Origin of the sequence: Sinorhizobium prairiense, from assembly GCF_029201645.2 — a bacterium.
Lineage (GTDB): Bacteria > Pseudomonadota > Alphaproteobacteria > Rhizobiales > Rhizobiaceae > Sinorhizobium > Sinorhizobium meliloti_A.
The window spans coordinates 1,032,999-1,056,868 of record NZ_CP104131.1 but is presented as its reverse complement, the minus strand read 5'-3'; the positions used below and the strand labels follow the sequence as shown (position 1 = coordinate 1,056,868).

General features: G+C 62.7%; 21 protein-coding genes and 2 pseudogenes. 11 read left to right on the top strand and 12 right to left on the bottom strand.

Annotated elements, in window-relative coordinates; translation table 11 throughout:
- Positions 1-37: 37 nt before the first annotated feature.
- From cyaD2 to N0Q91_RS07685, 3 genes are all read right to left on the bottom strand, one after another.
- On the bottom strand, positions 38-2,215 hold the full coding sequence (cyaD2, locus tag N0Q91_RS07695; protein ID WP_275597768.1) for an adenylate cyclase CyaD2: 2,178 nt from the start codon (positions 2,213-2,215) through the stop codon (positions 38-40).
- Positions 2,216-2,339: 124 nt separating this feature from the next.
- Positions 2,340-3,155 carry an alpha/beta fold hydrolase gene (locus N0Q91_RS07690; protein ID WP_275597767.1) on the bottom strand — a complete coding sequence of 272 codons (816 nt, stop codon included), beginning with the start codon at positions 3,153-3,155 and terminating at the stop codon, positions 2,340-2,342.
- A 91-nt stretch (positions 3,156-3,246) separates the two neighbouring features.
- A complete protein-coding gene (locus N0Q91_RS07685) occupies positions 3,247-4,701 on the bottom strand; it encodes a cobyric acid synthase (RefSeq protein ID WP_275597766.1) in 1,455 nt (484 codons plus the stop codon).
- A gap of 289 nt (positions 4,702-4,990) precedes the next feature.
- On the opposite strand from N0Q91_RS07685, the gene N0Q91_RS07680 reads away from it, so the two are divergent.
- From N0Q91_RS07680 to N0Q91_RS07670, 3 genes are all read left to right on the top strand, one after another.
- Positions 4,991-5,134, top strand: coding sequence for a hypothetical protein (locus N0Q91_RS07680; protein WP_010969600.1), 144 nt, complete (start codon positions 4,991-4,993; stop codon positions 5,132-5,134).
- A gap of 461 nt (positions 5,135-5,595) precedes the next feature.
- Positions 5,596-6,594 (top strand): ABC transporter substrate-binding protein, encoded by a 999-nt coding sequence (locus N0Q91_RS07675; RefSeq protein WP_275597765.1) that lies wholly within the window; start codon positions 5,596-5,598, stop codon positions 6,592-6,594.
- Between the two features lie 229 nt (positions 6,595-6,823).
- A complete protein-coding gene (locus N0Q91_RS07670; RefSeq protein ID WP_275597764.1) occupies positions 6,824-7,870 on the top strand; it encodes a quaternary amine ABC transporter ATP-binding protein in 1,047 nt (348 codons plus the stop codon).
- A gap of 42 nt (positions 7,871-7,912) precedes the next feature.
- On the opposite strand, the gene N0Q91_RS07665 is transcribed toward N0Q91_RS07670, so the two are convergent.
- Entirely contained in the window at positions 7,913-8,320 is a 408-nt protein-coding gene (locus tag N0Q91_RS07665) for a tautomerase family protein (RefSeq protein ID WP_275597763.1), read from the bottom strand.
- A 98-nt stretch (positions 8,321-8,418) separates the two neighbouring features.
- On the opposite strand from N0Q91_RS07665, the pseudogene N0Q91_RS07660 reads away from it, so the two are divergent.
- Together N0Q91_RS07660 and bmt are read left to right on the top strand one after the other, a co-directional pair.
- Positions 8,419-9,266: pseudogene (locus N0Q91_RS07660) on the top strand (LysR family transcriptional regulator).
- A 75-nt stretch (positions 9,267-9,341) separates the two neighbouring features.
- On the top strand, positions 9,342-10,355 hold the full coding sequence (bmt, locus tag N0Q91_RS07655; RefSeq protein WP_275597762.1) for a betaine--homocysteine S-methyltransferase: 1,014 nt from the start codon (positions 9,342-9,344) through the stop codon (positions 10,353-10,355).
- Positions 10,356-10,392: 37 nt separating this feature from the next.
- On the opposite strand, the gene N0Q91_RS07650 is transcribed toward bmt, so the two are convergent.
- The 6 genes and pseudogenes from N0Q91_RS07650 to N0Q91_RS07625 form a co-directional block, all read right to left on the bottom strand.
- Positions 10,393-12,447 carry an acyltransferase family protein gene (locus N0Q91_RS07650; RefSeq protein ID WP_275597761.1) on the bottom strand — a complete coding sequence of 685 codons (2,055 nt, stop codon included), beginning with the start codon at positions 12,445-12,447 and terminating at the stop codon, positions 10,393-10,395.
- 70 nt (positions 12,448-12,517) lie between these two features.
- Positions 12,518-13,660 (bottom strand): aminotransferase class I/II-fold pyridoxal phosphate-dependent enzyme, encoded by a 1,143-nt coding sequence (locus N0Q91_RS07645; RefSeq protein ID WP_275597760.1) that lies wholly within the window; start codon positions 13,658-13,660, stop codon positions 12,518-12,520.
- 27 nt (positions 13,661-13,687) lie between these two features.
- On the bottom strand, positions 13,688-14,326 hold the full coding sequence (locus tag N0Q91_RS07640; protein ID WP_275597759.1) for a helix-turn-helix transcriptional regulator: 639 nt from the start codon (positions 14,324-14,326) through the stop codon (positions 13,688-13,690).
- A gap of 78 nt (positions 14,327-14,404) precedes the next feature.
- On the bottom strand, positions 14,405-15,157 hold the full coding sequence (locus tag N0Q91_RS07635) for a phosphodiester glycosidase family protein (protein WP_275597758.1): 753 nt from the start codon (positions 15,155-15,157) through the stop codon (positions 14,405-14,407).
- A 73-nt stretch (positions 15,158-15,230) separates the two neighbouring features.
- Positions 15,231-15,934 (bottom strand): annotated as a pseudogene (locus tag N0Q91_RS07630) (ferredoxin).
- A 107-nt stretch (positions 15,935-16,041) separates the two neighbouring features.
- Positions 16,042-17,616: a trimethylamine methyltransferase family protein gene (locus N0Q91_RS07625; RefSeq protein ID WP_018095268.1), complete on the bottom strand. Its 1,575-nt coding sequence runs from the start codon at positions 17,614-17,616 to the stop codon at positions 16,042-16,044.
- Between the two features lie 509 nt (positions 17,617-18,125).
- Here N0Q91_RS07625 and N0Q91_RS07620 point away from each other — a divergent pair.
- Positions 18,126-18,824 carry a cobalamin B12-binding domain-containing protein gene (locus N0Q91_RS07620; RefSeq protein WP_013844598.1) on the top strand — a complete coding sequence of 233 codons (699 nt, stop codon included), beginning with the start codon at positions 18,126-18,128 and terminating at the stop codon, positions 18,822-18,824.
- A 91-nt stretch (positions 18,825-18,915) separates the two neighbouring features.
- Here N0Q91_RS07620 and N0Q91_RS07615 read toward each other — a convergent pair whose 3' ends face one another.
- A complete protein-coding gene (locus tag N0Q91_RS07615) occupies positions 18,916-19,074 on the bottom strand; it encodes an entericidin domain-containing protein (protein ID WP_029956755.1) in 159 nt (52 codons plus the stop codon).
- A 37-nt stretch (positions 19,075-19,111) separates the two neighbouring features.
- Here N0Q91_RS07615 and N0Q91_RS07610 point away from each other — a divergent pair, with 37 nt between their 5' ends.
- A complete protein-coding gene (locus N0Q91_RS07610) occupies positions 19,112-19,732 on the top strand; it encodes a DUF1638 domain-containing protein (RefSeq protein ID WP_275597757.1) in 621 nt (206 codons plus the stop codon).
- A gap of 307 nt (positions 19,733-20,039) precedes the next feature.
- Here N0Q91_RS07610 and N0Q91_RS07605 read toward each other — a convergent pair whose 3' ends face one another.
- Entirely contained in the window at positions 20,040-20,507 is a 468-nt protein-coding gene (locus N0Q91_RS07605) for a BA14K family protein (RefSeq protein ID WP_275597756.1), read from the bottom strand.
- 305 nt (positions 20,508-20,812) lie between these two features.
- Here N0Q91_RS07605 and N0Q91_RS07600 point away from each other — a divergent pair, with 305 nt between their 5' ends.
- The 4 genes from N0Q91_RS07600 (at position 20,813) to N0Q91_RS07585 (ending at position 23,868) form a co-directional block, all read left to right on the top strand.
- Positions 20,813-21,115 carry a virulence factor gene (locus N0Q91_RS07600; protein WP_003530676.1) on the top strand — a complete coding sequence of 101 codons (303 nt, stop codon included), beginning with the start codon at positions 20,813-20,815 and terminating at the stop codon, positions 21,113-21,115.
- Complete coding sequence (locus N0Q91_RS07595; RefSeq protein ID WP_275597755.1) at positions 21,108-21,695, top strand: methylenetetrahydrofolate reductase C-terminal domain-containing protein; 588 nt, start codon at positions 21,108-21,110, stop codon at positions 21,693-21,695. The genes N0Q91_RS07600 and N0Q91_RS07595 overlap by 8 nt, the downstream gene beginning before the upstream one ends.
- Before the next feature lie 9 nt (positions 21,696-21,704).
- On the top strand, positions 21,705-22,784 hold the full coding sequence (locus tag N0Q91_RS07590; protein WP_275598102.1) for a methylenetetrahydrofolate reductase: 1,080 nt from the start codon (positions 21,705-21,707) through the stop codon (positions 22,782-22,784).
- Positions 22,785-22,905: 121 nt separating this feature from the next.
- Positions 22,906-23,868 (top strand): methyltetrahydrofolate cobalamin methyltransferase, encoded by a 963-nt coding sequence (locus N0Q91_RS07585; protein WP_100673765.1) that lies wholly within the window; start codon positions 22,906-22,908, stop codon positions 23,866-23,868.
- Positions 23,869-23,870 lie beyond the last annotated feature (2 nt).

Sequence of the window (23,870 nt, the reverse complement as noted above, 5' to 3'; positions counted from 1 at the left end):
GTTTTCCGTCGGAAGTGCGTTGGATCAAATGGTCTCTCTATTCGGCGGATCTGACTTCGTCTGCGAACGGCAAAGGTTCACCGGCAAAGTGGTCTGTCCGGCGCCCGATGCGGCGGTAGAAATCCGATAATCCCCCGCACAGAGCCGGAGCCTTGAGCTTTGCGGCATTGACGAGTTCTCTGCGGGGCCGTGACCTTAAACGCATCGCCCCGATCAACTGTTCATGAATGCGCTGCAGCTCGGAAAACTCGGCCGAAGCGGCCATATGCTCGTCACCGATCACGGCGTATACGCGCGTTCGCGTGCTCTTGCCCTTCAGCGCCAGCGCCCCCGCCTCCAGCACGGCGCAACGTTCGCCCAAATCCGCCGTCGTCTCGGATATCAGAATATCGAAGCCGACGTCCTTGCAGGCGGCCTCGATCCGGGCGGCGACGTTGACCGCGTCGCCGACGGCCGAATAGTTGAAGTGCATCTCCGCTCCCATATTGCCGACGCAGGCAAGCCCGGTATGGATCCCCACACCGATCGCCACTTTTTGGTCGCTCCCGAAGCCGAAGGCGTCGCTCTCGTTGAGGCGGGCGAGCGTCTCGCGCATGGCCAAGGCGGCGCGGATGGCTTTGCCGGGATGATCGGCGACGTCGACGGGCGCATTCCAGAACGCCATGATCGAATCGCCGATGAACTTGTCGAGCGTGCCCTCATTGGCGATGACATGGCGGCTCAGCGCGTCGAGAAGCGTGTTGAGAAACCGGACCACCTCTCCCGGCGTCAGGCGCTCGCTGATCTCCGTGAAGTTGCGCACGTCGACGAACATGATCGTCAACTCACGATCGTCGCCGCCGAGACGCAGGGCGTCATGCGTATGCTCGATGCGATAGAGGAGCGAGGGCGACAGGTACTGGCCAAAGGCGCGCCGAACCACGCGCCGCTCCCGGTCTATGACCAGGAAACGATAGGCGGTTGCCGCAAAATGGGTGATCGATCCGGCAAGGATCGGAGCCAGAGGGTCGAATAGCAGACCTGCATAGAGGAAGGCTGACCAGGAGGCCGCGAGGGCCAGCGCGGTTATCAGAAGGCCGCAGGCAAGCGCGACGGCCGGGCTGACGAAGGTGGTCAGCAGGACGAGCAGGCTGCCTGCAGCCGCGATCGCAAGGATTTCCAGCCCGTCCGCCCAATCCGGACGGGAGAGAAAACGGCCCGAGAGAACCTGCTCGACAGTCTGCGCGTGCAGCGACACACCGGGCACGTCGTGTCCAAGAGCCGTGGTGCGGATGTCCTGCAGGCCTGCTGCCGACGTGCCCACGAATACGATACTGCCTTCGATCGCTGCCCTCGTCTCTGCGGAAACTCCGCCGGGCGCCAGCACCCGGCCGGCAGAGACATATCTTTCACCGCGATCGGGACTGACATAGAGCCAGAGTTCGCCCGCCGCGGTCACCGGCACCACGAATTCGCCGACCTTTATCAGCGTGATGGTATCAGCCGCATCCGGAGCACCCGCTACGATGTAGGTGGAAGCGCCCTGAGCCACGCGCAGCGCTTCGAGGGCCAGGTTCGGATAGAGTTGCTCGCCATCGCTCAACAGCAGGGGGACGGCGCGCACAACGGCCGACGGCCTGCCGGGATTGAGGCTGATATGGCCCAGGCCCACGGCACTGGCTTCGAGTTGTGGCCTCAAAGGAGTCGCAGCCGTAAGCCGCGGCGGCGCATCGAGCGGACTTTCGCCGGTGAAGGCGAAACCCGCTTTCACCGGCGGCCGGTAGTTGCCTGCGTTGGAAAGGCCGAAACCGAGCACGACCGGCCGGTCGGCGATCGATCGGGAGAGTATCTCGTCATTGTCCGGCAGCCGCTCAAGGAGCGCCGGATCGACCCCGGCGACATCGCGCATGACGCTGCGCGGCGAAAGACGGTCGGGTTCGGAGAACAGGATGTCGAAGGCTATCACCGCCGCCCCCATTTCCGAGAGCCGGTCGACCAGTGCGGCAACGCGGTCGCGCGGCCACGGCCACTGGCCGAACTCTTTCAGCGATGCCTCGTCGATGTCGACGACGCGAACCGGAACGTCCTCGAAGCTGCGCGGCGCCAGGCGCTGATACTCGTCGAAAGTGAGATCGCGGGCGAGACGCAAAAGTGGCGGATCGCTTGCGCGCAGCACGGTGAGCGCCGCGACGATCACCAGGCCGATAATGACCCCTATTAGCTGCGTGCGTGCCATGGCAGCGCCCTTCGCCCGGACGCCGTCGCCATGCACAGCGGCGAAGAGGTCGTCCTACCCCAAAACCATGCTGCATTTTTCGCAAGGCGTATGCAACGGAGAACGTGACGACGGGTGTAAAGCCTCAGGTCCCGGTTGGAAGCACCTTGTCGAGAAATGCAAGCATGGCGCCGTTGAACACGTCGGGCCTCTGCAGCGGCGCAAAGTGGCTGACGTGTTCAAGCGTGATCAAGTCGGCTGTGGGAATGCTCCGCGCGAGATATTGGGCGTGCTCTCTTTTTATGAACTCATCCTTCTCGGCCTGCACGATCGCGACCGGCACTCGGATGCCGGCGAGGTCGCCCGCCGAGTAATTGGGTTGCGTACTCATCATCTCGCTGACGGCCGAGACGAAGTTATCGAACTCATCAGGCGTCGCCGACAATTCGGCATAGTCTTTCCGGTGCCGGGCGAAGCAACGGTCGATAACGGGAGTGGCCTCGAATTCTGTCGCGCCGCTCGGGTCCATGTTGCAGGCGAAGAAGAAGACGCCGACAACGCGCGTTGGAGCCTCGCTCGCAAGCACCAGACCGATGCACGCCCCGTCGCTCCAGCCCACCACGGCGAATTTCTGAAGTCCCAGCATGTCGGTGACGGCAAGGACGTCGGACGCCATCACTTCGTAGCTGTAGGGCCGCTCATCGCGCGTGCTGCGCCCATGTCCGCGGCTGTCGATGAGCACGACGCGACGGCCGGCCTCAAGAAGCGGCGCAAGCTGATAGCCCCAATTGCCGCTGTGGCCGAGGCCGCCGTGCAACAGGACCACCGGTGCTCCCGCGCCATATGTCGAATACCATATCCGGGCGCCATCGCGCTCCACATAGCCCTGCTCCGCGGCCGGAGGCAGAGCCGGTGCGCCCTGGGCTTCGAACTGCCGAAGATCGTCGTCGTATTGCTGCATTTCGATCCTTTCAACGAGCCGTTTTCTGCGCTTCAGACACCATACGGTCCGGGTGAGAAATGCCGAAAGGGCACGCCTCGTCCGGCCGGCCCTACCCCAAAAGCGTGCCGAGCCATGTCCGATCGAGTACCGCTTCGAGTTCCCCGGCAATCTCGTCGAGAGCCGCATCCACCGACTGGCGGTAATTGCCTCCCCCGCCTTCGATACCGAAGCTCTTGAGCAACGCGGAACGGTAGGCGTCGCTTGCGAAAAGACCGTGCAGATAGGTGCCCATCACGCGGCCGTCCGCCGACATCGCTCCATCCGGGCCGCCGTCGATCTCGACCGGCGCGCGGCTGCAATCGGCGCCGGTCGTCTTGCCGAGATGGATTTCGTAGCCTTCGAGCGCGACGTCGTATTCTCGCGACCAGGCGCGGCTGTTGCGAACCGTCTTTTCCGGAGCCATCTCCGTCTCGACGGAAAGCAGCCCCAACCCCTCAATCGCGCGCTTGCCGCCCTCGATACCGAGCGGATCGGTAACCCGGCTTCCGAGCATCTGATAGCCGCCGCAGATACCGACGACCCGCCCACCGCGGCGCATATGCCGGTCGAGGTCCCGGTCCCAGCCCTGCCTGCGGAAATCCTCCAGATCGGCAATGGTGGACTTCGAGCCGGGTATGACGACGAGGCCCGCATCGTCTGGAAGCGGCGCCCCCGGCCGAACGAAGACGATGTCGACGTCCGGCTCCGCGGCCAGGGGATCGAGATCGTCGAAATTGGCGATCCGTGACAGGACGGGGACCGCGACCTTCAGCGCCCTGCCGCCGCCCCGCGTCAGCCTCTCGAGGACGACGGAGTCTTCGGCAGGCAGCCGCCCGGCACTTTTCAGCCAGGGCACGACGCCGAAGCAAGGCCAGCCGGTAAACTGGCGGACCGATGCGATGCCGTCGTCGAAGAGCGTAACATCGCCGCGGAATTTGTTGATGAGGTAGCCGGTGACCATGCGCCGGTCGTTCTCCGGCAGGATCGCATGCGTGCCGACCAGGGACGCAATGACACCACCGCGGTCGATATCGCCGACGAGAACGACGGGTACGTCAGCGCGGGTGGCAAAGCCCATATTGGCGATGTCGCCGGCGCGCAGATTGATCTCGGCCGGCGAACCGGCGCCTTCGACGATCACGAGATCGGCGCCGGCTGACACCTGCTCGAAACTCTCCATGACAGAGCCGAGGAGCCTTGGCTTGAGAGCCTGGTAGTCCCTCCCCTTGGCCTGGCCGGCCACCTTGCCCTGGATGACGATCTGGCTGCCCACGTCCGATTGCGGCTTCAGGAGCACCGGGTTCATATGCACGGAAGACGGCACGCGTGCGGCAAGCGCCTGGAGCCATTGCGCACGGCCGATCTCGCCGCCGTCGTCGGCAACGGCGGCATTGTTCGACATGTTCTGGGGCTTGAACGGTTTTACGCTGAGGCCATGATTGGATGCGAGCCGGCAGAGGCCCGCCACCAGTACCGATTTTCCGACATCCGAGCCGGTTCCCTGCAGCATGATCTTGCGTGTCATGCCTTTCCCGTAGCATCGAAACCGCCTGCCGCAAAGCTCCGTCCCGACGCGATTCCGCCATGATTGCGTCACCGGCGTTCGCGGTGCGTTTCCGGCCTTCTTCAAGCGTTCTGGAGCGGGAGGATGAAACCTGTGTGCCGTTTATTTTTCAGGATCTGAAGATTCTCGCGAGCTAGCTCAATTGCGACATGCGGTGCCGAGCCTGGCATTCAAGCCGTCGCGGCAAGAGCCTATATCCGCGCCATCGAAACCCGCCGGAAAATTGCCCGGTCTCCCAAGGTAGAAAGTCATGCTGTTCGTTTTCGGCAAACCCAACTTCGTTCAGATCGCCTGGAACTCCAAGGCGCCGAACGGTCAGTCCCGCGTCCGTAATGTGGTCGCGGAAGCGCCGGTCGGCCCACTCGGCCTCATCCGCACGTCCAACGTCGGATAAAGCGCCACGTCGCGTTCGAAACCGCCCCCTTTTCGGGGCGGTTTCTTCACGATTCCTGCCCTGAAATGCAAAAGCCGCACCCAACCGTTGGAACGGAAGGGTGCGGCGATCAGATCGTTCCGCTGAATATCGGGTCCGGTACGCACTACCTGATCCGGACCTGCGGCAGTCGCCCGCCGCAGGCAGACAATTATCCCCACAACCTTACCGGATCGTTATTGAGGCCTTAACCAAAGGTGAATTTCGGCGATTTCGCCGTTCGCGTCCTCGGTACCGCGAGCTCGTCGCGGCGCAATATGCCGCCGGCGACCGGCGCCGGATCGAAAAGGTTGATTTCTCGACGCGAACACTTAGGCTTGCCGCAATGACAACGAAGTGGGCCGGCAGCTTCAGCGCGGGAGCGGTTAGGCGGCGCTCCATCCACCATGCGTGGCCGCAGTGACGTGAAGGTGTCGACGGACATGAAAAAACTCCTTGCTACCCTCATCCTCACGGCGGGCATATGGTCTCTGGCAGGCCCTTCCGGGGCTGCCGAATGCGGCGGCGTCAGCATCGCCGAGATGGACTGGGCCTCGGCGGGCGTCGCGGCTCACGTGGACAAGTTCATTCTGGAAAACGGCTATGGATGCAGTGTGAAGCTCGTCGCTGGCGACACGATGCTGACCTTCACCTCGATGAACGAGAAGGCGGAGCCCGACCTGGTGCCGGAGCTGTGGATCAACTCCGTACGCACGCCCTTCGATGCCGCAATCAAGGAGGGCCGCCTCGTCGAAGGCGCCAGGATCTTGAGCGAAGGTGGGGTCGAGGGCTGGTGGATTCCGAAGTTCATCGCCGACGCGCACCCGGACATTCGAACGGTGCAGGACGCGTTGAAGCACCCGGAACTCTTCCCTTCTCACGAGAACCCCGCAAAGGGAGCGGTCCACAATTGTCCTTCAACATGGAATTGCCGGTTCTCCACCGCCAACCTCTACAAGGCTCTCGAAGCGGACAAGGCCGGCTTCCAGCTGATCGATCCCGGTTCCGCTGCCGGGCTTGACGCGTCGATCGCCGATGCATTCGAGAAGAAGACCGGCTGGCTCGGCTATTATTGGGCTCCGACCGCCTTGCTCGGCAAGTACGAGATGACCTTGCTGTCTTTCGGCGTGGATCACGACAAGGCGGAATGGGACTCCTGCACTGCCGCCCCGAATTGCCCGACCCCAAAAGTAAACTCCTATCCGGTCTCGGACGTCTATACCGTGGTGACCAAGTCCTTTGCCGATCGAGCAGGCAGCGCCATGGACTACGTCCAGGCGCGGCAATGGGAAAACGCGGCGGTAAACAAAATTCTGGCTTGGATGGATCAGAACCAGGGGACGAACGAAAGCGCCGCCCGCTACTTCCTCGAAAACTTCCAGGAGATATGGACGCAGTGGGTAGGCCCGGAGGTCGCCGAAAAGGTGAAGGCCGCGCTCTAGATCACTGTGATCTTCGGTCGGATCGGCGCGAAATCGTGAAGATGATCGATTCCAGCGCCCCTTCGAGGATGCGGCTGCCTGATGCGCGACGCACGAGCCGCGCCTGCGTCGCAAACAGTAAAGCGGTCGGCGTGTTCCGCTGTCACAGTTCTGATGCAAGGAGCGGGAAGCGCCGCGAAAACGCAGTCGGCGTAAAAGCTCCAAGCCAAGAGAAGGGGAAAGGTTGTCCATGGCTAGTCACGCAATCGAGGTGAAGAACCTCTACAAGATTTTCGGCCCGCGCGGAGAGGATTACGTCAAACTCGTCGAGAACGGGATGGGTAAGGCCGAACTCAACGAAAAGCACGGCCACGTGCTCGGACTGCAGGACATCAACATTTCCATGCCGGGCGGCTGCATAACGGTCGTGATGGGGCTCTCGGGGTCCGGCAAATCGACGCTGATCCGGCACATCAACCGGCTGATCGATCCGACCTCGGGCGAAGTCCTCTACGACGGCGTCGACGTCTGCAAGATGAACGAGAACGACCTTCGCGCGTTCCGCCGTCACAAGACGGCGATGGTCTTCCAGAAGTTCGCACTGCTGCCGCATCGCACGGTTCTCGAAAACACCATCTACGGTCTTGAGATACAGGGTATCGATCGGCGCGAGAGCGAAAAGCGTGCGCTTGGCTGGATCGAGCGCGTCGGCCTTCAAGGCTTCGAGCAGCACTATCCGAACCAGCTTTCCGGCGGCATGCAGCAGCGCGTCGGCCTTGCCCGCGCGCTTACGAACGACGCCGACATCCTGCTGATGGACGAGGCCTATTCGGCACTCGATCCGCTGATACGCGTCGACATGCAGTCGGTCCTGCTCGAACTGCAGAAGGAATTGAAGAAGACGGTGGTCTTCATTACCCACGATCTCGACGAGGCCCTGAGGCTCGGCGACAAGATCGCCATCCTGCGCGACGGCCGCGTCGTGCAGCAGGGAACCGGCCAGGAAATCGTGCTCTCGCCAGCCGACGACTACATCACGGCCTTTGTGAAGGAAGTGAACCGCGGGCGGGTGGTCAACGTGGAGACGATCATGCGGCCGCTCTCCGGAAGCCCGGAAGGCCTGCCGCTCGCCGTAGGCACCGTGCTCGAAGCGGCCGCTCGCACCATGACCGGCGCGCAAATAAGCAACGCCCATGTCGTCGACGCCAACGGTCGCCCGATCGGTGCTATCGACCTGCAGATGATCATCTCCGCCATGGTGACGCCCGTGCAGCATACCGACCGGCAGGCGGCTTGACTGGCTTTGAGGGCGCCCGTGGGCGCCCTCAACAGCGGATAGTCAAGTGACCCCCAGCCTTCCGCTGATGTACCGGAACTCCTGCGTCTTGCCTCCATAGCCATAGGCTGCCGCCGGTACCTCATGCACGAGCACGTAGCTTTCGGGATGGACCATCCCGAGAATATCCTCGAAGGCCGCAAAGATCGCTTCGACATAGGCACCAAGTTCCTGCTTCGTATTGGTGCCGTCGACAACCTTGATGTCGAGCCAGAAACTGCTGCTCTGCTGCGAGGCGAGCGACTTTCCGCCCGCGAACCAATGCCGCGGATCGACATAGCTGACGACGACCGCCGTCACCGAGGGGTCCTTGCGAAGATGCGACTGCGTGAGGTCGCTTACCTTTGTTGCTATTTTCGCCGAAAGCTCCGGCTCCGGCTGTCCGGTAACGCTGATGTTGATGATGGGCATCACAGGTTCCTTTCTTCGAAACACCTCGTCAATTTGCCATCGTCGCCACATCAACAAAATCGAATTGTTTTGCAGATACACTTCTGTAAAATTGAAGCATGAATCCGATCGATCCCGAGCTGCTGCGCACTTTTCTCGCCTTCGCCGAGGGCGGCTCGCTTGCAAGAGCGGCAACCGCCGTCAACCGTTCGCCCTCCGCCGTGACGGCACAAATGCAGCGGCTGGAAGCACTGATCGGCGAGCGCCTTCTTGCGCCCGCCGGACGCGGACGCGTGCTCACGCCCGTGGGAGAGGAGCTCGCCGCCCATGCCCGGCGTATTTTGGATGCGCACCGCGACGCCTGGCTCAGCCTCAGGGGCGCGCGCGCCGATGGACGGATCTCCCTCGGCAGCACTCAGGACTTTGCCGATACGATGCTGCCCGGACTGCTGCGCCGCTTCGCGCGTTCCCATCCACGCATTCGCCTGGATTTGAGGATCGGGCGGTCGAAAGAATTGACGGCCGCCTTCGATCAGAACCAGATCGACATTCTTCTTGCCATGCGACAGGCGGCTGCAGATGACGAATTGCTCGTGCTCCGCGAACAGATGCTTTGGCTCGGCTCCGACAGAGGCTTGGCAACGGAAGAAGAGGAGCTCCCCTCGCCGTGCTCGACCCACCTTGCGGCTTCCGCGCCGCCGCCATATCGTCCCTCGAGAGAACCGGCCGCCGGTTTCGGATCGCGGCAACGAGCCCCAGCCTGTCGGGCCTGCGCGCCGCCGTCTTGAGCGGCATCGCCGTTACGACCCGGACGGAAAGATTTCTCGGCACCGGCATCGAGCGCGCTCCTGCCCATCTCGGCTTGCCATCCCTGCCTCCGGCGGAATTCAGCCTGCGTCTGCGCGCCCGGGCAGAGAAGCCCGCAACCGATCTAGCTGCGCTGCTTGCGAACGAATTGCCGCGCTGATCGGCGCAATTCTGTTGCCAACACATAAAGATATCTTTATATCTTATTGCAGTTCCATTCAGCCGGGAAAATCCGATGTCCGTTGCAGTCCATGCCCTTTCCGATCTCCTCGCCCAGAAGGGCGTCCTGCTTGCCGATGGCGCCACAGGCACGTCGCTCTTCGCCATGGGGCTCGAAGCGGGCGAGGCACCGGAGATGTGGAACGAGACGAAACCGGAAAACATCACCAAGCTGCATCAGGACTTCGTGGATGCCGGCGCCGACATCATTCTCACCAATTCCTTTGGCGGCACACGCCACCGACTGAAGCTTCATCAGGCCGAAGACCGGGTCTACCAGCTCAACAAGCGGGCCGCAGAGATCGCGCGCGCGGTGGCCGACCAGGCGCCGCGAAAGGTCATTACGGCCGGATCCGTCGGCCCAACGGGCGAGCTGCTGATCCCGCTCGGCGCCCTCTCCTATGAAGACGCGGTCGCGGCCTTCGTCGAACAGATCGAGGGCCTGAAAGCCGGCGGCGCGGAGGTCGCCTGGATCGAGACCATGTCCTCTCCGGACGAAATTCGTGCGGCCGCCGAAGCCGCGGCGAAGGTCGGCCTTCCCTATGTCTACACCGGTTCCTTCGACACCGCCGGCAAGACGATGATGGGCCTGCACCCGAAAGACATTCACGGCGTCGCCGCCGATATCGGCGACGGTCCGGTTGCCGTCGGCGCGAACTGCGGCGTCGGGGCGTCCGACATTCTTTCCTCGCTGCTCGACATGACGGCTGCCAGCCCGGAGGCGACAATCGTCGTCAAGGGCAATTGCGGTATTCCCGAATTCCGCGGCTCGGAGATCCACTATTCCGGCACTCCGCCGCTGATGGCCGAATATGCCCGGTTGGCCGTCGACGCCGGCGCCAGGATCATCGGCGGCTGTTGCGGCACCTCCTGCAACCATCTGGCCGCGATGCGGCTCGCGATCGACAATCACACCAGGGGTGAACGCCCCACGCTCGATACGATTGTCGAGAAAATCGGTCCGTTGCGGAACAAATCGGCAAATGAAGGTCCCGCCGCCCCGGCCCGAGAGCGCCGTCGGCGCGCCTAAGGTCATGCCTGCGGAAGCTCCGGCGGCAAAGCCGGAGCTATCCTATTCTACGGGACCAGGGTGAGTGCGCATTTGCGCCGGCGGGGCGTCGCTCGCGCTGGCGCTCACCAAAGCGACATTTTCGCCGAGATCGCAAATCCCGCAAAGGTGCCCCGAGCCGACCGCGCTCCGTGGAGCAGCCATATTCCGCAGCACTGGCAAATGCCGGGTAGAACTGAAGCGCGGCACCGAGATGACGGGATCCCTCTTCGGAAAAATGCCCATGGTCTTCGAAAAGCGCCACTCCCCTGTCCTCGGTTCTGCAGCGGCCCCCGCCGCAGAGATAATCGGTGAAGCTCACGACCGGATAGTCGCTGGCGATGTCCGCCAGAATCGAGAGTACGTCACGGTCGTGGGTCCGGACATTCGCAAGTGACGCCCCGCAGTCATCGGCGGAGGTTCCAAGCAGTCGGGCTCGCGCGACGCAAAGGCCGGTATCGCGACCATCCTGCGGCGGCGGCGCGATGACGACCGGCCGAAAGCCATTCTGCCGTAACCATGCGAGGCTTGCCCGATAACTGCCGGTCACGGTCCGAGCGTCCGACGGCACCACTCCCTTACCGTCGAGAAGCATCGTCTCTTCCTCCAAATACTGATTCAGCGGCGAGGACAACACGACATAGCGGATCGACTTGTGCGCCAGAAGGAAGCGCTGCACCTCCCTGTTGTGCTCGATGCACTCCTGCGGCCAAGCGGGCTCGAACTTGGCCTTGATCGGGGCGAGGCCGGCGAGCGGACCGCAATTGTTGTTCGTCAGTTGTACAAGCCGTGCGCCCGGTTCGGAGGCCAGAATGCCATCGACGAGGTGCCTGGCAAAGGAGTTCCCCCAGACGGCAATGACCGGTTCGCTGCTTGTGCCGCATTTCAGGTCGACAACCGCATTGCAATCCTTCCCTATGCCGACGCTCGGCTTGGTGAGGCGGGCAAGCTCGGCATTCTCGGAGGCGAGACCGTCGCTGCCGTCGAGCACCAGGCCAGTCGCAACGGCCATGGACCCCACCGCCGCGACCGTTGCGAAGATCGCCTTCCGCCCGAGACGGGCACGATTGCGAAAGGGACCTTCGACATATCGCCAGCTGAGGTAGGCGAGACCGAAGCAGAGCACGATGAGGCCGGCGTAGCCGGCAGGCGTCACTCCGTCACTCGTGCGCAGGCGCGCAAATGCGAATACCGGCTGATGCCAGAGATAGAGGCTGTAGCTGCAGAGGCCGATCGCAACGAGCGGGCGGGCCGAGAGGCACCTGCCGATCAGCGTGTCGCCGCGAGCGAAAGCGAGAACAAGGGCCGTACCGGCGACGACTGGAACGGTCGCCCAGCCCGGATAATGTTGCGTGTCGGTTGTCGAGAGATAGCTTGCAGCGATGAGGATAAGCCCGCCCCAGGCGAAGCACTCGCGGACGGATCTGGAGAATTCACGATTTGAAACACCCGAGAGAGCGACGGCGGCACCGAGGCCTAGTTCCCAAAAGCGACTGGGCAGGAGATAGAAGTTTGCCGCCGGATCGATGCGCGCGAAAAGCTGCGTCGCGCCGAAGCTCAGAACCGTCGCCGCGACGATCACCTTGAGCCCGGTCGCCTCCGACAGGCGGCGCAGCGAAAGCAGAAGTAGGGGAAAGACGATGTAAAACTGCTCCTCGACCGCAAGGGACCAGGTGTGAAGCAGCGGCATGAGATCGGTGTCGGGCGTGAAATAGTTCGTCTGGTCCCAGAACAAGAAATTGGCCGCGAACAAGTTCGCCGCGTAGAGGCTCTTGCCGAATTCATTCAATTCCTTCGGCAGCATCCACATGAGCGCGAAGGGAATAGAGGCCACACAGACGAACAGAAGCGCTGGCGCGAGGCGTCGTGCACGCCGCTCATAGAAAGCGACGACGCTGAATGCGCCGCTGCGGATCTCCTGGTGAATGAGGCTCGTGATCAGAAAGCCGCTGATCACGAAGAAAACGTCGACTCCCGCGAAAGCGCCAGAGATAAAGCCGAAACCGGCATGAAACAGCAGGACGGGTATTACGGCGACGGCGCGCAGCCCGTCGATCTCGGGTCTATAATGCATAATGCGAGGCAGGTACTTCCATGAGGTTGGCGCATCGTTAACACGGAATCGGCCGGCGCCACGCCGCCGATCACCTCACGGGCGCCCGCAGCACGTGATGGCGCCAGGCTTCGAGCCCCTCTTCGATGTTCCTGCGGCCGAATCCGACGCGGAAGCGATCCTGCGGGACCGGCAGTAGATCGGAGACGAAAAGGCTCGAAGGAAGCAACAGCACGCCTGATTCCTCGACAAGCCGCCGGCAATGTTCCTCCACGCCGTCTGCCCCGTGATAGCGGGCGAAGCCGACGCAGCCGCCGTCCGGCGCCTGCCACGCGTAGAGATCTGCGAACTCGGCGAAGAAGGCTCCGAGTTTCTCGAGATTTCGCGTGCAGCGCGCGCGATTGCGTTCAAGTATCCGATGGCGCGATTTCAGCGCGATCGTCGCCAGTACCTCCGATGGCCGGGAGTTGCAGATGGAGAGGTAGTGCTTCATGCCTTCCATGCGCTGGAGAAGCGCGCGATCGCGGCAGGCAATCCAGCCGATCCGAAGACCTGGAAGGCCATAGGCCTTGGACATGACGTTGAGCGAAATACCGCGATCGAAGAGTTCGGCCGCCTGCGGCAGGCGCTTCTCCTCATCGCGCTCCAGTCCTCGATAGACCTCATCGCTGAAAAGATGAATGCCGCGCTCGGCGCAGAGCGCCGCGAGAGCGCGAAAGACCGACGGCTCGGCGACAGCACCCGTCGGGTTATTGGGGAAATTGACCGCGATCAGCTTCGTATTCGGCTGCAACGCCGCCCGGACATCGGCGATATCGATCTGCCAATTGTTCTCGGGACGGAGTGCAACGCCGCTCACCGACGCGGCGAGCGTGACCGGAAGCGTTTCCATCGACTGGTAATTGGGCACGGTGACGATGGCATGGTCCTCGGGACCGAGCGCAGCCAGCATGGCACAGTAGAGCCCTTCCTCGGCACCGGCGAAGCAGAGGATATCTTCCGGCTCCAGCCCCTCATAGGTCGCGGCGATCGCCTTGCGGAGCGCCGGAGCGCCATGGGTCTCGGTATAGCCGAGCGTCAGCCGCTCCCACGCGTCGCGATCGGCGTCGTCGGCGCAGGAAAGCAGCTCCGCCATCGACATGGTTTCGCTGTCGCTCGCGGTCATGTGGTGGCGCGCCGTGAACTCCCAGCGCGAGAAATGCGTCTCGAGGCGAAAGGCCGGCAAAGTCGTCATGGTCGTTCTTTCCTTTGAACGCGAGATTCAGGCGGCGCCTTCTTCGCGCGCGGCCGAGAGGTAGTTGTAGATGGATGCGCGCGAGGTGCCGATCAGGCTCGCCAGATGGTCGACCGCATTGCGGGTCTTGAAGAGCCCCTGCTCTTCGAGGGCCGCAACCAGTGCCACGCGATCCGGGCGCTTCAAGGCGGAAAGCGCAAGGCCTCTCACCTTTAGCCAAGCGTGCAGCGCTGCATTGATCTCCTCGCGCCAGTCGCGCGAAAACAATGCCGGCGGCCGTGGTTCCGGCGTGCCGGCAAAGGCCGCGAGCAGCCTCACGGCGTCATCGATTCGTGAGACATCGAGATTGATGCAGAGCAGCCCGACGGCATGTCCCTCATTGTTGCGAAGCACCGCCGAAACCGATTTCAGCCGCCGTCCGTCCGCACCCGTCTTCTCATAAGGGCCGAGCACGCAGGCGCCCTCAGCCATGCCGTCCAGGCCATCCTCGATGAGGGAGTCGGTCGCCGCGGTGCGACCGGAAAAGGCGTTCCAGAGAGCCGCAATCTTGCCGGTGGACAGATCGTGCAGAACGACCTCCGCATGCGGGTAAAGCAACGCGCTTATCGCCGCGGCCGAGGGCGCGTGCATAGCAAGACAGGTGGGAAGGCCCGGATCTATATTCATGCATGCATCTGAAACGATTTATACGTTTTGTCAACATTAGACTTATTATACATCATCACGGATCGACGGATCGAGAAGTCAGCGTGGAAACGTCGCGACGACAGCGATGATCGGGCCGAGCGGAAACAGCCGGTCGTGCCGATTGATCTCCGGCGCATAAAGGCTCGAGATCGTTCCGTCGAGAAAGAGCGCATTCGGGCAATCGAGCGCGTCGCGAAACAAAGTCGCGAAATCGTGAAAGCGCACCGGCCGTTTCGACACGGCGAAGACCACCTCCCCGCTGTTCGTCACCCCGACGCCGTTGCGGGTCTTGAGGCTGTCGCTATCCGGCAGGAAACGGGGATGCAGCGCACCATCGATGACGAGCATCGGACCGGATTGCGTTGCGAAACGCGGCTCGATGCCGGCAAGGCGATAGGCCTCCGCCGCCATGACCCCGGCCTTGCCATCGCCGACATAAAAGACGCCGTTCGGCAGCATGTGAAAGTTGCCCCAACCCGGATTTCTATTGAGCGGCGCCAGTTCCGCACCCTCCTCCACATGCAGCCCGACCGGAGCGAGGTCCTCGTGGTACATGCCGCCGTTCATCGCGAAGACGAGATACTGTTCGCGACGACGAAGTTCGAGCGACAGCGCCCTGAAGGACCTGAACGGCACCCCCGTCTGATCCTTGTTGTAGAGCCGTATGTCGCTCGTCACCGGGTCGAAGCTGCAGGCGAGGTAGGTTTCGCCGAGATGGAGAACATCGCGACAGGCACCGAATGCGGGTGCAGCCAGACCGGCGGATAGAAGGGCGGCGCCGGCGATGAAGGCTCTTGTAAACAGCGGCATCGAACAGACCCGGAGGGAATCATAGGACGTAGCATCGCATGGATTGCAGCGGATTTATGCGGGCGCGCGCTGATTAAAGCTCGATCGCCGCCATATGGAAACGCAATTGCCCCGCCGGATAGCGATAGTCGCACCCCACCGGACAGGCATCGCGGGACAGACAGCCGTGAGCAAGGCAGCCGGTCACCCCTTCTCCGGTTCTCAGATGCCCGCGACAGCGCCCCATATCGAACGTAGCGCCTGCCAAGGCGTCCGCCGGGCAGCCAGAAAGGCAGGGCCGTCCAACACAGCGTTCGCAGGGGTGGCCACCCGCCGGCTCGCCCGTCACCGGCATGGCTCGATCGAAGCCCAGCGCGCCGCGATAGCCGTGCCATAGGCCGTAGCGCGGATGAATGAGGATGCCGAGCGGCGACGGCTTCAGCCCCTCGGCATGCATTGCCCATTGCTGGAAGGGCTGCCAAGGGGGATCGGATGGAAAATACGCCGAGGCGCCTGCTGCCGCAGCCGCCGGGCGGATGACCTGCTTCGACCACTTGTCGAGCGGCTCCGCACCGCCGCCGTCCGGTTCGCCTTCGCGCCACCGACTGAAGGACTTCCAGACCGAGCCGCCGACATTGCCGATCAGCACCACGCTCGCCGCGGACTTGCCTCCTTCGAGCGTCGGCGCCCCCTCGCCCGGTGCGAAGTTCACGGTTCCGCGCAAAAAAGACCGTGCGGCGCAAGCGCCGCACGGATGGTTTCAAGCACATCGCTTTCCGATGCGTAAGGAGCCGTCATTTCGGTTTCGGCCCTTGAGTTTCGTAATGCGGGCGCCAGACCTCTTTCTGTATCATATCGGCCACCTGCGCCGCGCCGCCTTGCTCCCTGGCTCGCTCGGGAGCCTTTCAGGTGAAGGCGTCGGGCATCGAGTCCTTCCGCTTGGCGATGAATTCCTTCAGCGCCTCGTCGATTGCCGGGTCGAGATAGGGCGCCTCATAGTTTTCGAGCCACGAGCGGGCGAGCGCGTTGGCGCGCTGTTCGATCCGCTTCTCGCCCTCGATCTCCCACTGCTCGAAGGAGTTGTTATCGGCGAGCGGCGAGCGATAGAAGGCGCTCTGGAAGTTCGCCTGCGTATGTGCACAGCCGAGATAGTGGCTGCCGGGGCCGACTTCGCGGATGGCGTCGAGCGCCTGCGCGTCTTCGGAAAGGTCCACGCCCTCGGCCATCTTCTGCATCATGCCGAGCTGATCCTGGTCGATCATGAACTTCTCGTAGGACGAGACGAGACCGCCCTCGAGCCAGCCGGCTGCATGCAGCACGAAGTTGGTGCCGGCAAGCAGCGTCATGTTCAGCGTATTTGCCGATTCATGTGCGGCCTGCGCATCCGGAACCTTCGAGCCGCAGAGCGAACCGCCGGTACGGAACGGCAGGCCGAGGCGGCGAGCCAGCTGAGCAGCGCCGTAGGAGACGAGCGACGGCTCCGGCGTGCCGAAGGTCGGCGCGCCCGACTGCATCGAAATCGATGCGGCGAAGGTGCCGAACAGCACCGGCGCGCCCTTGCGGATGAGCTGGGTAAAGGCCGCACCTGCGAGCACTTCGGCGAGGATCTGCGTCAGCGTGCCGGCGACCGTGACCGGGCTCATCGCACCCGACAGGATGAAGGGCGAAACGACGCAAGCCTGGTTATGGCGGGCGTAGACCTTCGCGGCACCGAGCATCGTCTCGTCGAAGACCATCGGCGAGTTCGCGTTGATGAGATTCAACGTCACCGCATTGTTCTCGACGAAATCGTCGCCGAAAAGGATCTTCGCCATTGCGACCGTGTCTTCGGCGCGCTCGGGCGCGGTGACCGATCCCATGAAGGGTTTGTCGGAATAGCGGATATGGCTATAGACCATATCGAGGTGGCGCTTGTTCACGGCGATGTCGACCGGTTCGCATACCGTGCCGCCCGAAGAGTGCATCGACGGCGCCATATAGGCGAGCTTCACGAAGTTGCGGAAATCCTCGATCGTCGCATAGCGGCGGTTGCCGTCGAGATCGCGCACGAAGGGCGGGCCGTAAACCGGCGCGAAGACGGTCGCCTTGCCGCCGATCTGAGCGCTGCGCTCCGGGTTGCGCGCGTGCCAGGTAAAATCCTTCGGCGCCGTCTTCAAGAGCTCGCGGCAAAGTCCCTTCGGGAAATGCACGCGTTGACCGCGCACGTCGGCACCAGCGGCCTTCCACAGATCGAGCGCTTCGGCATCGTCGCGAAACTCGATGCCGATCTCTTCGAGAACGACCTCGGCGTTGCGTTCGATGAGCTGCAGCCCTTCCTCGTCAAGAACTTCGTATTCGCGAATCCTGCGCTGGATATAGGGCAGAGACGGTCCCGGGCCACCGCCGGTGCGGGAAGCGCGACGCGCTGCCGCTCCCCGCCCCTCGCCACGCGCGCGGCGTCCGCCGCCTTCGGCCGCACCTTGTTCTGTAACGTCGCTCATTCGCTCATTCCTCTTCCCGCGGTGCCCCGCGCATCATGCGCGATGAACGCCGCAACACTTTGATGGGTGGGTGCATACCCCTTTCGCGAGGCTGATCCAGCGGCGGGCATATGCATCCGGTAGTCGATTTGACCTAATGCTACCAAGGCGCCGGACCGGTACGGGTCTTAATGCGCCAACGGCTGGCGCATCTTAGACACTCGGTCTGCGGTCGCTGCCATTGCAGTCGTCTTTCGGCTGCTTCAGATCGGCACCGCGCAAGCGCCACTCTAACGCCTTGAAGTGCTGTATAATTTTGCAGGCGGCAGATTCCGAACCGCGGAATAATGCCGCCGCCGTCGCGTGGGAGCATTTACACCGGGCGCCGTCGTTTTTCATCACATGCGACGTCGCTTTCAACAAGAGATTTTTAGGTATAGCCCGCTAAGGATTGGGCGACGCGTCCGGATTGCGCCCTCTCTCGTGCCACCCGTGCGAAATGACTGTGCCAGGAACCGAGGAACCCAACTATGGCAGACGATGAAATCATTCTCGAGGACCTTTCCGATGAGGAACTCGTGCAGCAGATGCATGACGACCTCTATGACGGTCTCAAGGAGGAAATCGAGGAAGGGACGCGCATCCTCCTCAAGCGTGGCTGGACGCCTTACGACGTCCTGACCCAGGCTCTGGTCGAAGGCATGCGCATCGTCGGCATCGATTTCCGCGACGGCATTCTCTTCGTCCCGGAAGTGCTCCTTTCGGCCAATGCCATGAAGGCCGGCATGTTCATCCTGCGCCCGTTGCTTGTTGAAACCGGTGCCCCGAAGCTCGGCAAGATGGTAATCGGCACGGTCAAGGGCGACATCCACGACATCGGCAAGAACCTCGTCGGCATGATGATGGAAGGCGCCGGCTTCGACGTCGTCGACCTAGGCATCAACAATCCGGTCGAGAACTACCTCGAAGCGCTCGAGCGTGAGAAGCCGGACATCCTCGGCATGTCTGCCCTGCTCACGACGACCATGCCCTATATGAAGGTCGTCATCGACACGATGAAGGAAAAGGGGTTGCGCGACGAATACGTCGTCCTCGTCGGCGGTGCACCGCTCAACGAGGAATTCGGCAAGGCCGTCGGGGCCGACGCCTATTGCCGCGATGCGGCCGTCGCCGTCGAGACGGCCAAGGACTACATGAAGCGCAAGCACAATCAGCTCGCAGCCGGCTGAGACGATCCGACATGAAAAAGCCGGCTGCCCGTGTGAACGAGCAGCCGGCTTTTTTGTTTTCGGAAAGAACGTCGATCTTGCGCTCAGGCCGTCAGTTGGCGGCCTTGGCGACCCGATGGCCGGCTCCCTGTGTCGCGTTTACTGCGTTTGCAGTATCCTGTCCTACGCCGCGGATCGTGTTTGCGCAGGAACTCAGGGTTGCCAGCGCTATCAAAACGGCTCCGATGGTCGCGATGGATTTTGTCGTCATGACCGTGATTCCTTTGTTGATGCAAGGCGGAATAAAGATGGAAAACGCAACGTCGGCAAGAGAACGTGCACAACCGAAGAAAGTTCATGTCATTGGTTGCGGCGCGATCGCGCGCGAAATTCTTGCCGTCTGCGCGGCCAACGGGCTCGACCACATCGAGCTCAACTGTCTGCCGGCCATCTGGCACAACACGCCGGAAAAGATCACTCCGGGCCTGCGTGAGGCTATCACCCGGGCGCGCGCCAACGGTTTCGAGCGCATCTTCATCGCCTATGCCGATTGCGGCACCGGCGGGCTTATCGACCGCCTCTGCGAAGAGGAAGGGGTGACGCGCATCCCGGGGCCGCATTGCTACTCGTTCTTTGCCGGAAACACGGATTTCGCAGCCCGCTGGGACGATGACATCACAGCCTTCTTCCTGACGGATTTCCTTGCCCGGCAGTTCGAAGCCTTCGTCATCGAGCCGCTCGGCCTCGACCGGCACCCGGAACTGCGCGACATGTATTTCGGCCACTACCGCAAGCTCGTCTATCTCTCCCAGCAGGAGGACGCGGTGTTGCAGGAAAAGGCGCGTCGCGCCGCCGATATTCTCGGGCTCGAATATGAGTACCGCTATACCGGCTATGGCGATCTAACGACATCGCTGATCGAGATTTGATCCCTCTGAGTCGGCGTTTGTGCCGCCCGAGGGAATAGTTGGGCGCCGTCACATGTCCTATCCAATTCACGATGGGAGAGAGACAATGGCCCGCAGATCGACGATACTCGCAGCCGCGATTGCCCTTTTGACACTCGTCGGGTGCATGACAAATCAGTCCAGCCGAAACACGATGAACCCTGCCGGAAGCAGTTCCGGCGGCAGCAGCATGGGCAGTTCGGGAGGCGGCAGTTCGGGTTACTGAGCCGCCCTTCGGCGCGACGCGCTTTTAAGGCCGCCCGTTACCGACGGACGGCCTCGCGACACATCAGTAATAGGGCGAATAGCACTGCTGTCTTGGGCCACCATAGGGCTGATAGGAATTGTCCGCAGCGCGGTACGAGCGGTAGCGGTCATAGCACCAGTTGACGTGGCTGGAAGGCAGTCCCGGCGCCGCATAGCGTGGCTCTGCGTAACGCGGCTGGGCAATGGCGCCGCCGATGATCATGCCGGCACCGAAGGCTCCCAGAGGATACCACCAGCCGTCGCTGTGCCGGCGGTAGCCGTGGCGGCGATAGCTGTAGCCGCGATGCCCGTTATACCAGCCGTGACGATGGCCGTGCCGGCGCCAGCCGTGCCGCGGGCGATGTCGGTGACCATGCCAGCCGCGGTGGTCGACCGTCTGCACGTCGCTCGCCTGCGACACCGGAACGGTTGGGAAGGGCATAGCTTGCGCAGGCGCATAGGCGGTGAAAGCCGTCACAGCCGCGAGGAACAGTATCCCAATCTTCTTCATCTCCACACCTATCTGTTCGAATAGGTCAGAGCTTTTGCCGCCGGCCAGGTGAACACGCAGTGAATGCAAGATTCATGATATTCTTAAGGACCATCCGAAGGCCGGTGCACGCCTATTCCCGGTCCTTTGTCGCCGCCGATAAGGCAGGCATTTCGCCGCGCCGGCACAAGCGGCGCGCTCCGCGAACGCAAGGTTCGCATGCGCGATCGTGCAGCGTCGTTTTTGGACATATCGGACGTCGTGGCAAGGTGAGCCACGGCGCGTGGACATGCGCATTGTCGCCCCTATAGGAGAACAGGAATCCGATGGCAGACCGCATTATCGTCTACTGGCGCGATATCCCCGCGCAAGTCATCATCAAGCAGGGCCGCAAGACCGCCAAACGCGAGCTCTCGCTGCGTTTCACCGAGGCGATCGACATGTGCGCCATGCGCACCGGAGCCGCCGAGACCGACGACTATCTCGCCGAATGGCGCAAGGCCGATCCCGTTCCGGTCTCCGACGACCTCGAGGCGGAAGCCGACAGGGCGGCCGCGGAATTGGAAGCCGCCTATGACCGGGAGCGCCTCGTCGCACTCGTCAAGGCTGGAGGCCGGGACAATGCCTGACCCCAAGGTCGTGACCGGCAACGCCCAGTCCGCCAGGAAGGCGGCGACGGGCGCCTATACGCCCCAGGGTGTGTCGCCCAGCCGCCGCTCGCGCCACAAATACACGGTACGTCTCTGGGCCGTGCGCAATTCGCGTTTCCTCGAGTGGTTCTACAACCGTTTCGCCGACATGTTCCTGCTTCTCCATCCGCTTTGGAACGCAATCGGCTACAACCGGGTTGAAAGGCCTGTCACCTTCGTCGAGCGTCACGTCAAGGGCTTCCTGTTCGACTGTCGCATGTGCGGCCAGTGCGCGTTGTCCTCAACTGGTATGTCGTGCCCCATGAACTGTCCGAAACAGCTGAGGAACGGCCCCTGCGGCGGCGTACGCGCAAACGGCAATTGCGAAGTCGAACCCGACATGCCCTGCGTCTGGGTGCAGGCGTGGAAGGGCTCGCAGAACATGGTGAAGGGTGATGCAATCATGAACGTGCAGAAACCGGTCAACCAGTCGCTGCGCGAAACCTCGTCCTGGTTGCGGGTAACGGCCGAGGCCGCGGCCGCCCGCGAAGCGGCGAACAAGGAAGGTCCGCAGCAATGAGTTCCGGACATCAATCCCCACGATCCCGGCGCACCGCTCGATCCCCTGCCCGGCCATTCCTCGCGCGGGCGGTTGGAGCGCGTGCTGCGCCGCGGCGAGTTCGCAGTTACCGCCGAACTCAATCCGCCGGACAGCGCCGATCCCCAGGACGTCTACGAGCGAGCGGCAGTCTTCGACGGATGGGTGGACGGCATCAATGCGGTCGACGCTTCAGGCGCCAACTGCCACATGTCATCCGTCGGCATCTGCGCGCTCCTGACGCGCATGGGCTATGCGCCGATCATGCAGATCGCCTGCCGCGACAAGAACCGCATTGCGATTCAGGGTGACGTGCTCGGCGCCTCGGCCATGGGTGTCCAGAACATCATGTGCCTCACTGGCGACGGCGTGCAGGCGGGCGACCAGCCCGGGGCCAAGCCGGTTTTCGATCTCGACTGCATGTCCCTGCTCGAGACGGTGCGCATCATGCGCGACAATTCAAAGTTTCTTTCGGGCCGCAAGCTGACGACGCCGCCTCAGGTATTCCTCGGAGCAGCGATCAACCCCTTCGCTCCGCCCTATGATTTCCGCCCCTATCGCCTCGCCAAGAAGATCGAGGCCGGCGCACAGTTCGTGCAGAGCCAGTATTGCTTCGATGTTCCGATGTTTCGCGAATACATGAAGAAGGTGCGCGATCTCGGTCTTCACGAGAAGTGCTACATCCTGGTGGGCGTCGGGCCGATGGCATCCGCCAAGACTGCCCGCTGGATCCGCTCCAATGTTCCGGGCATCCACATTCCGGACAGCATCATCAAGCGGCTCGAGGGCGCACAGGACCAGAAAAAGGAAGGCAAGCAGCTCTGCATCGACATCATGAACGAGGTGAAGGAGATCGAGGGCGTTTCCGGCGTCCACGTCATGGCCTACCGCCAGGAAGAGTATGTTGCCGAAATCGTCCATGAATCAGGTGTCCTGAGGGGCCGCAAACCCTGGACTCGCGAAGCCGCGCCGACCGATGCGCTGGTTGCGGAGCGGCTGGAACATATCCGCGAAGGCAAAGAAGAAAATCAGCAGCAGATGGCCGAGGCCGCTGCGCACCACCCGCATTGAGATAAAGCCGTGAGTTGGCGGCTTTAGCAGAGGATAACCGGCGCTCCTGCTCGTCCAGCGCCTTACAAACACAGAACGGCCCTATTACATAGGCCAACGCTCAAGGTTCAGAGGATCTCATATGACCCGCACCATCGTCGCCTCCGCCACCCGCGAGATCATCATCGGCTTCGACCAGCCCTTCTGCGTCATCGGCGAACGCATCAATCCGACCGGCCGTAAGAAGCTCGCCGCCGAGATGATCGAGGGCAACTTCGACACAGTGATCAAGGATGCGCTGGAGCAGGTTGCCGCCGGCGCGACGATGCTCGACGTCAATGCAGGCGTGACGGCCGTCGACCCGAACGAGACCGAGCCGCCGCTCCTGGTCAAGACTCTGGAGATCGTTCAGGGCCTCGTCGACGTGCCGCTGTCGATCGACAGTTCGGTTACTGCCGCCATCGAAGCCGGCCTGCGCGTCGCAAAGGGCCGCCCGCTCGTCAACTCGGTGACCGGCGAGGAAGAGAAGCTCGAAGCGATCCTGCCGCTCTGCAAGAAATACGACGTTCCGGTGGTGGCGATCTCCAATGACGAGACCGGCATTTCAATGGACCCGGACGTCCGCTTCGCGGTCGCCAAGAAAATCGTCGAGCGCGCCGCCGATTACGGCATCAAGCCGCACGATATCGTCGTCGATCCGCTGGTCATGCCGATCGGCGCACTAGGATCTGCGGGCCAGCAGGTTTTCGCGCTGCTTCGCCGCCTTCGCGAAGAGCTCAAGGTCAACACCACCTGCGGCCTCTCCAACATCTCCTTCGGCCTGCCGCATCGCCACGGCATCAATGCCGGCTTCATCCCCATGGTGATCGGCGCCGGCATGACCTCGGCCATCATGAACCCCTGCCGTCCGCAGGAGATGGAGGCGGTTCGAGCCGCAAACGTGCTTAACGGCACCGACCCGAACTGCACAAACTGGATCATGACCTATCGCGACCACAAGCCGGCCGAAGGCGGCCAGGCCGTCGCTGCTGCGGCCGCACCGGCGGGTGCCGGCGGGCGGCGCGGCGGACGCGCGGCGCGCGCCGGCGTCGCACGGGCGGAGTAAAA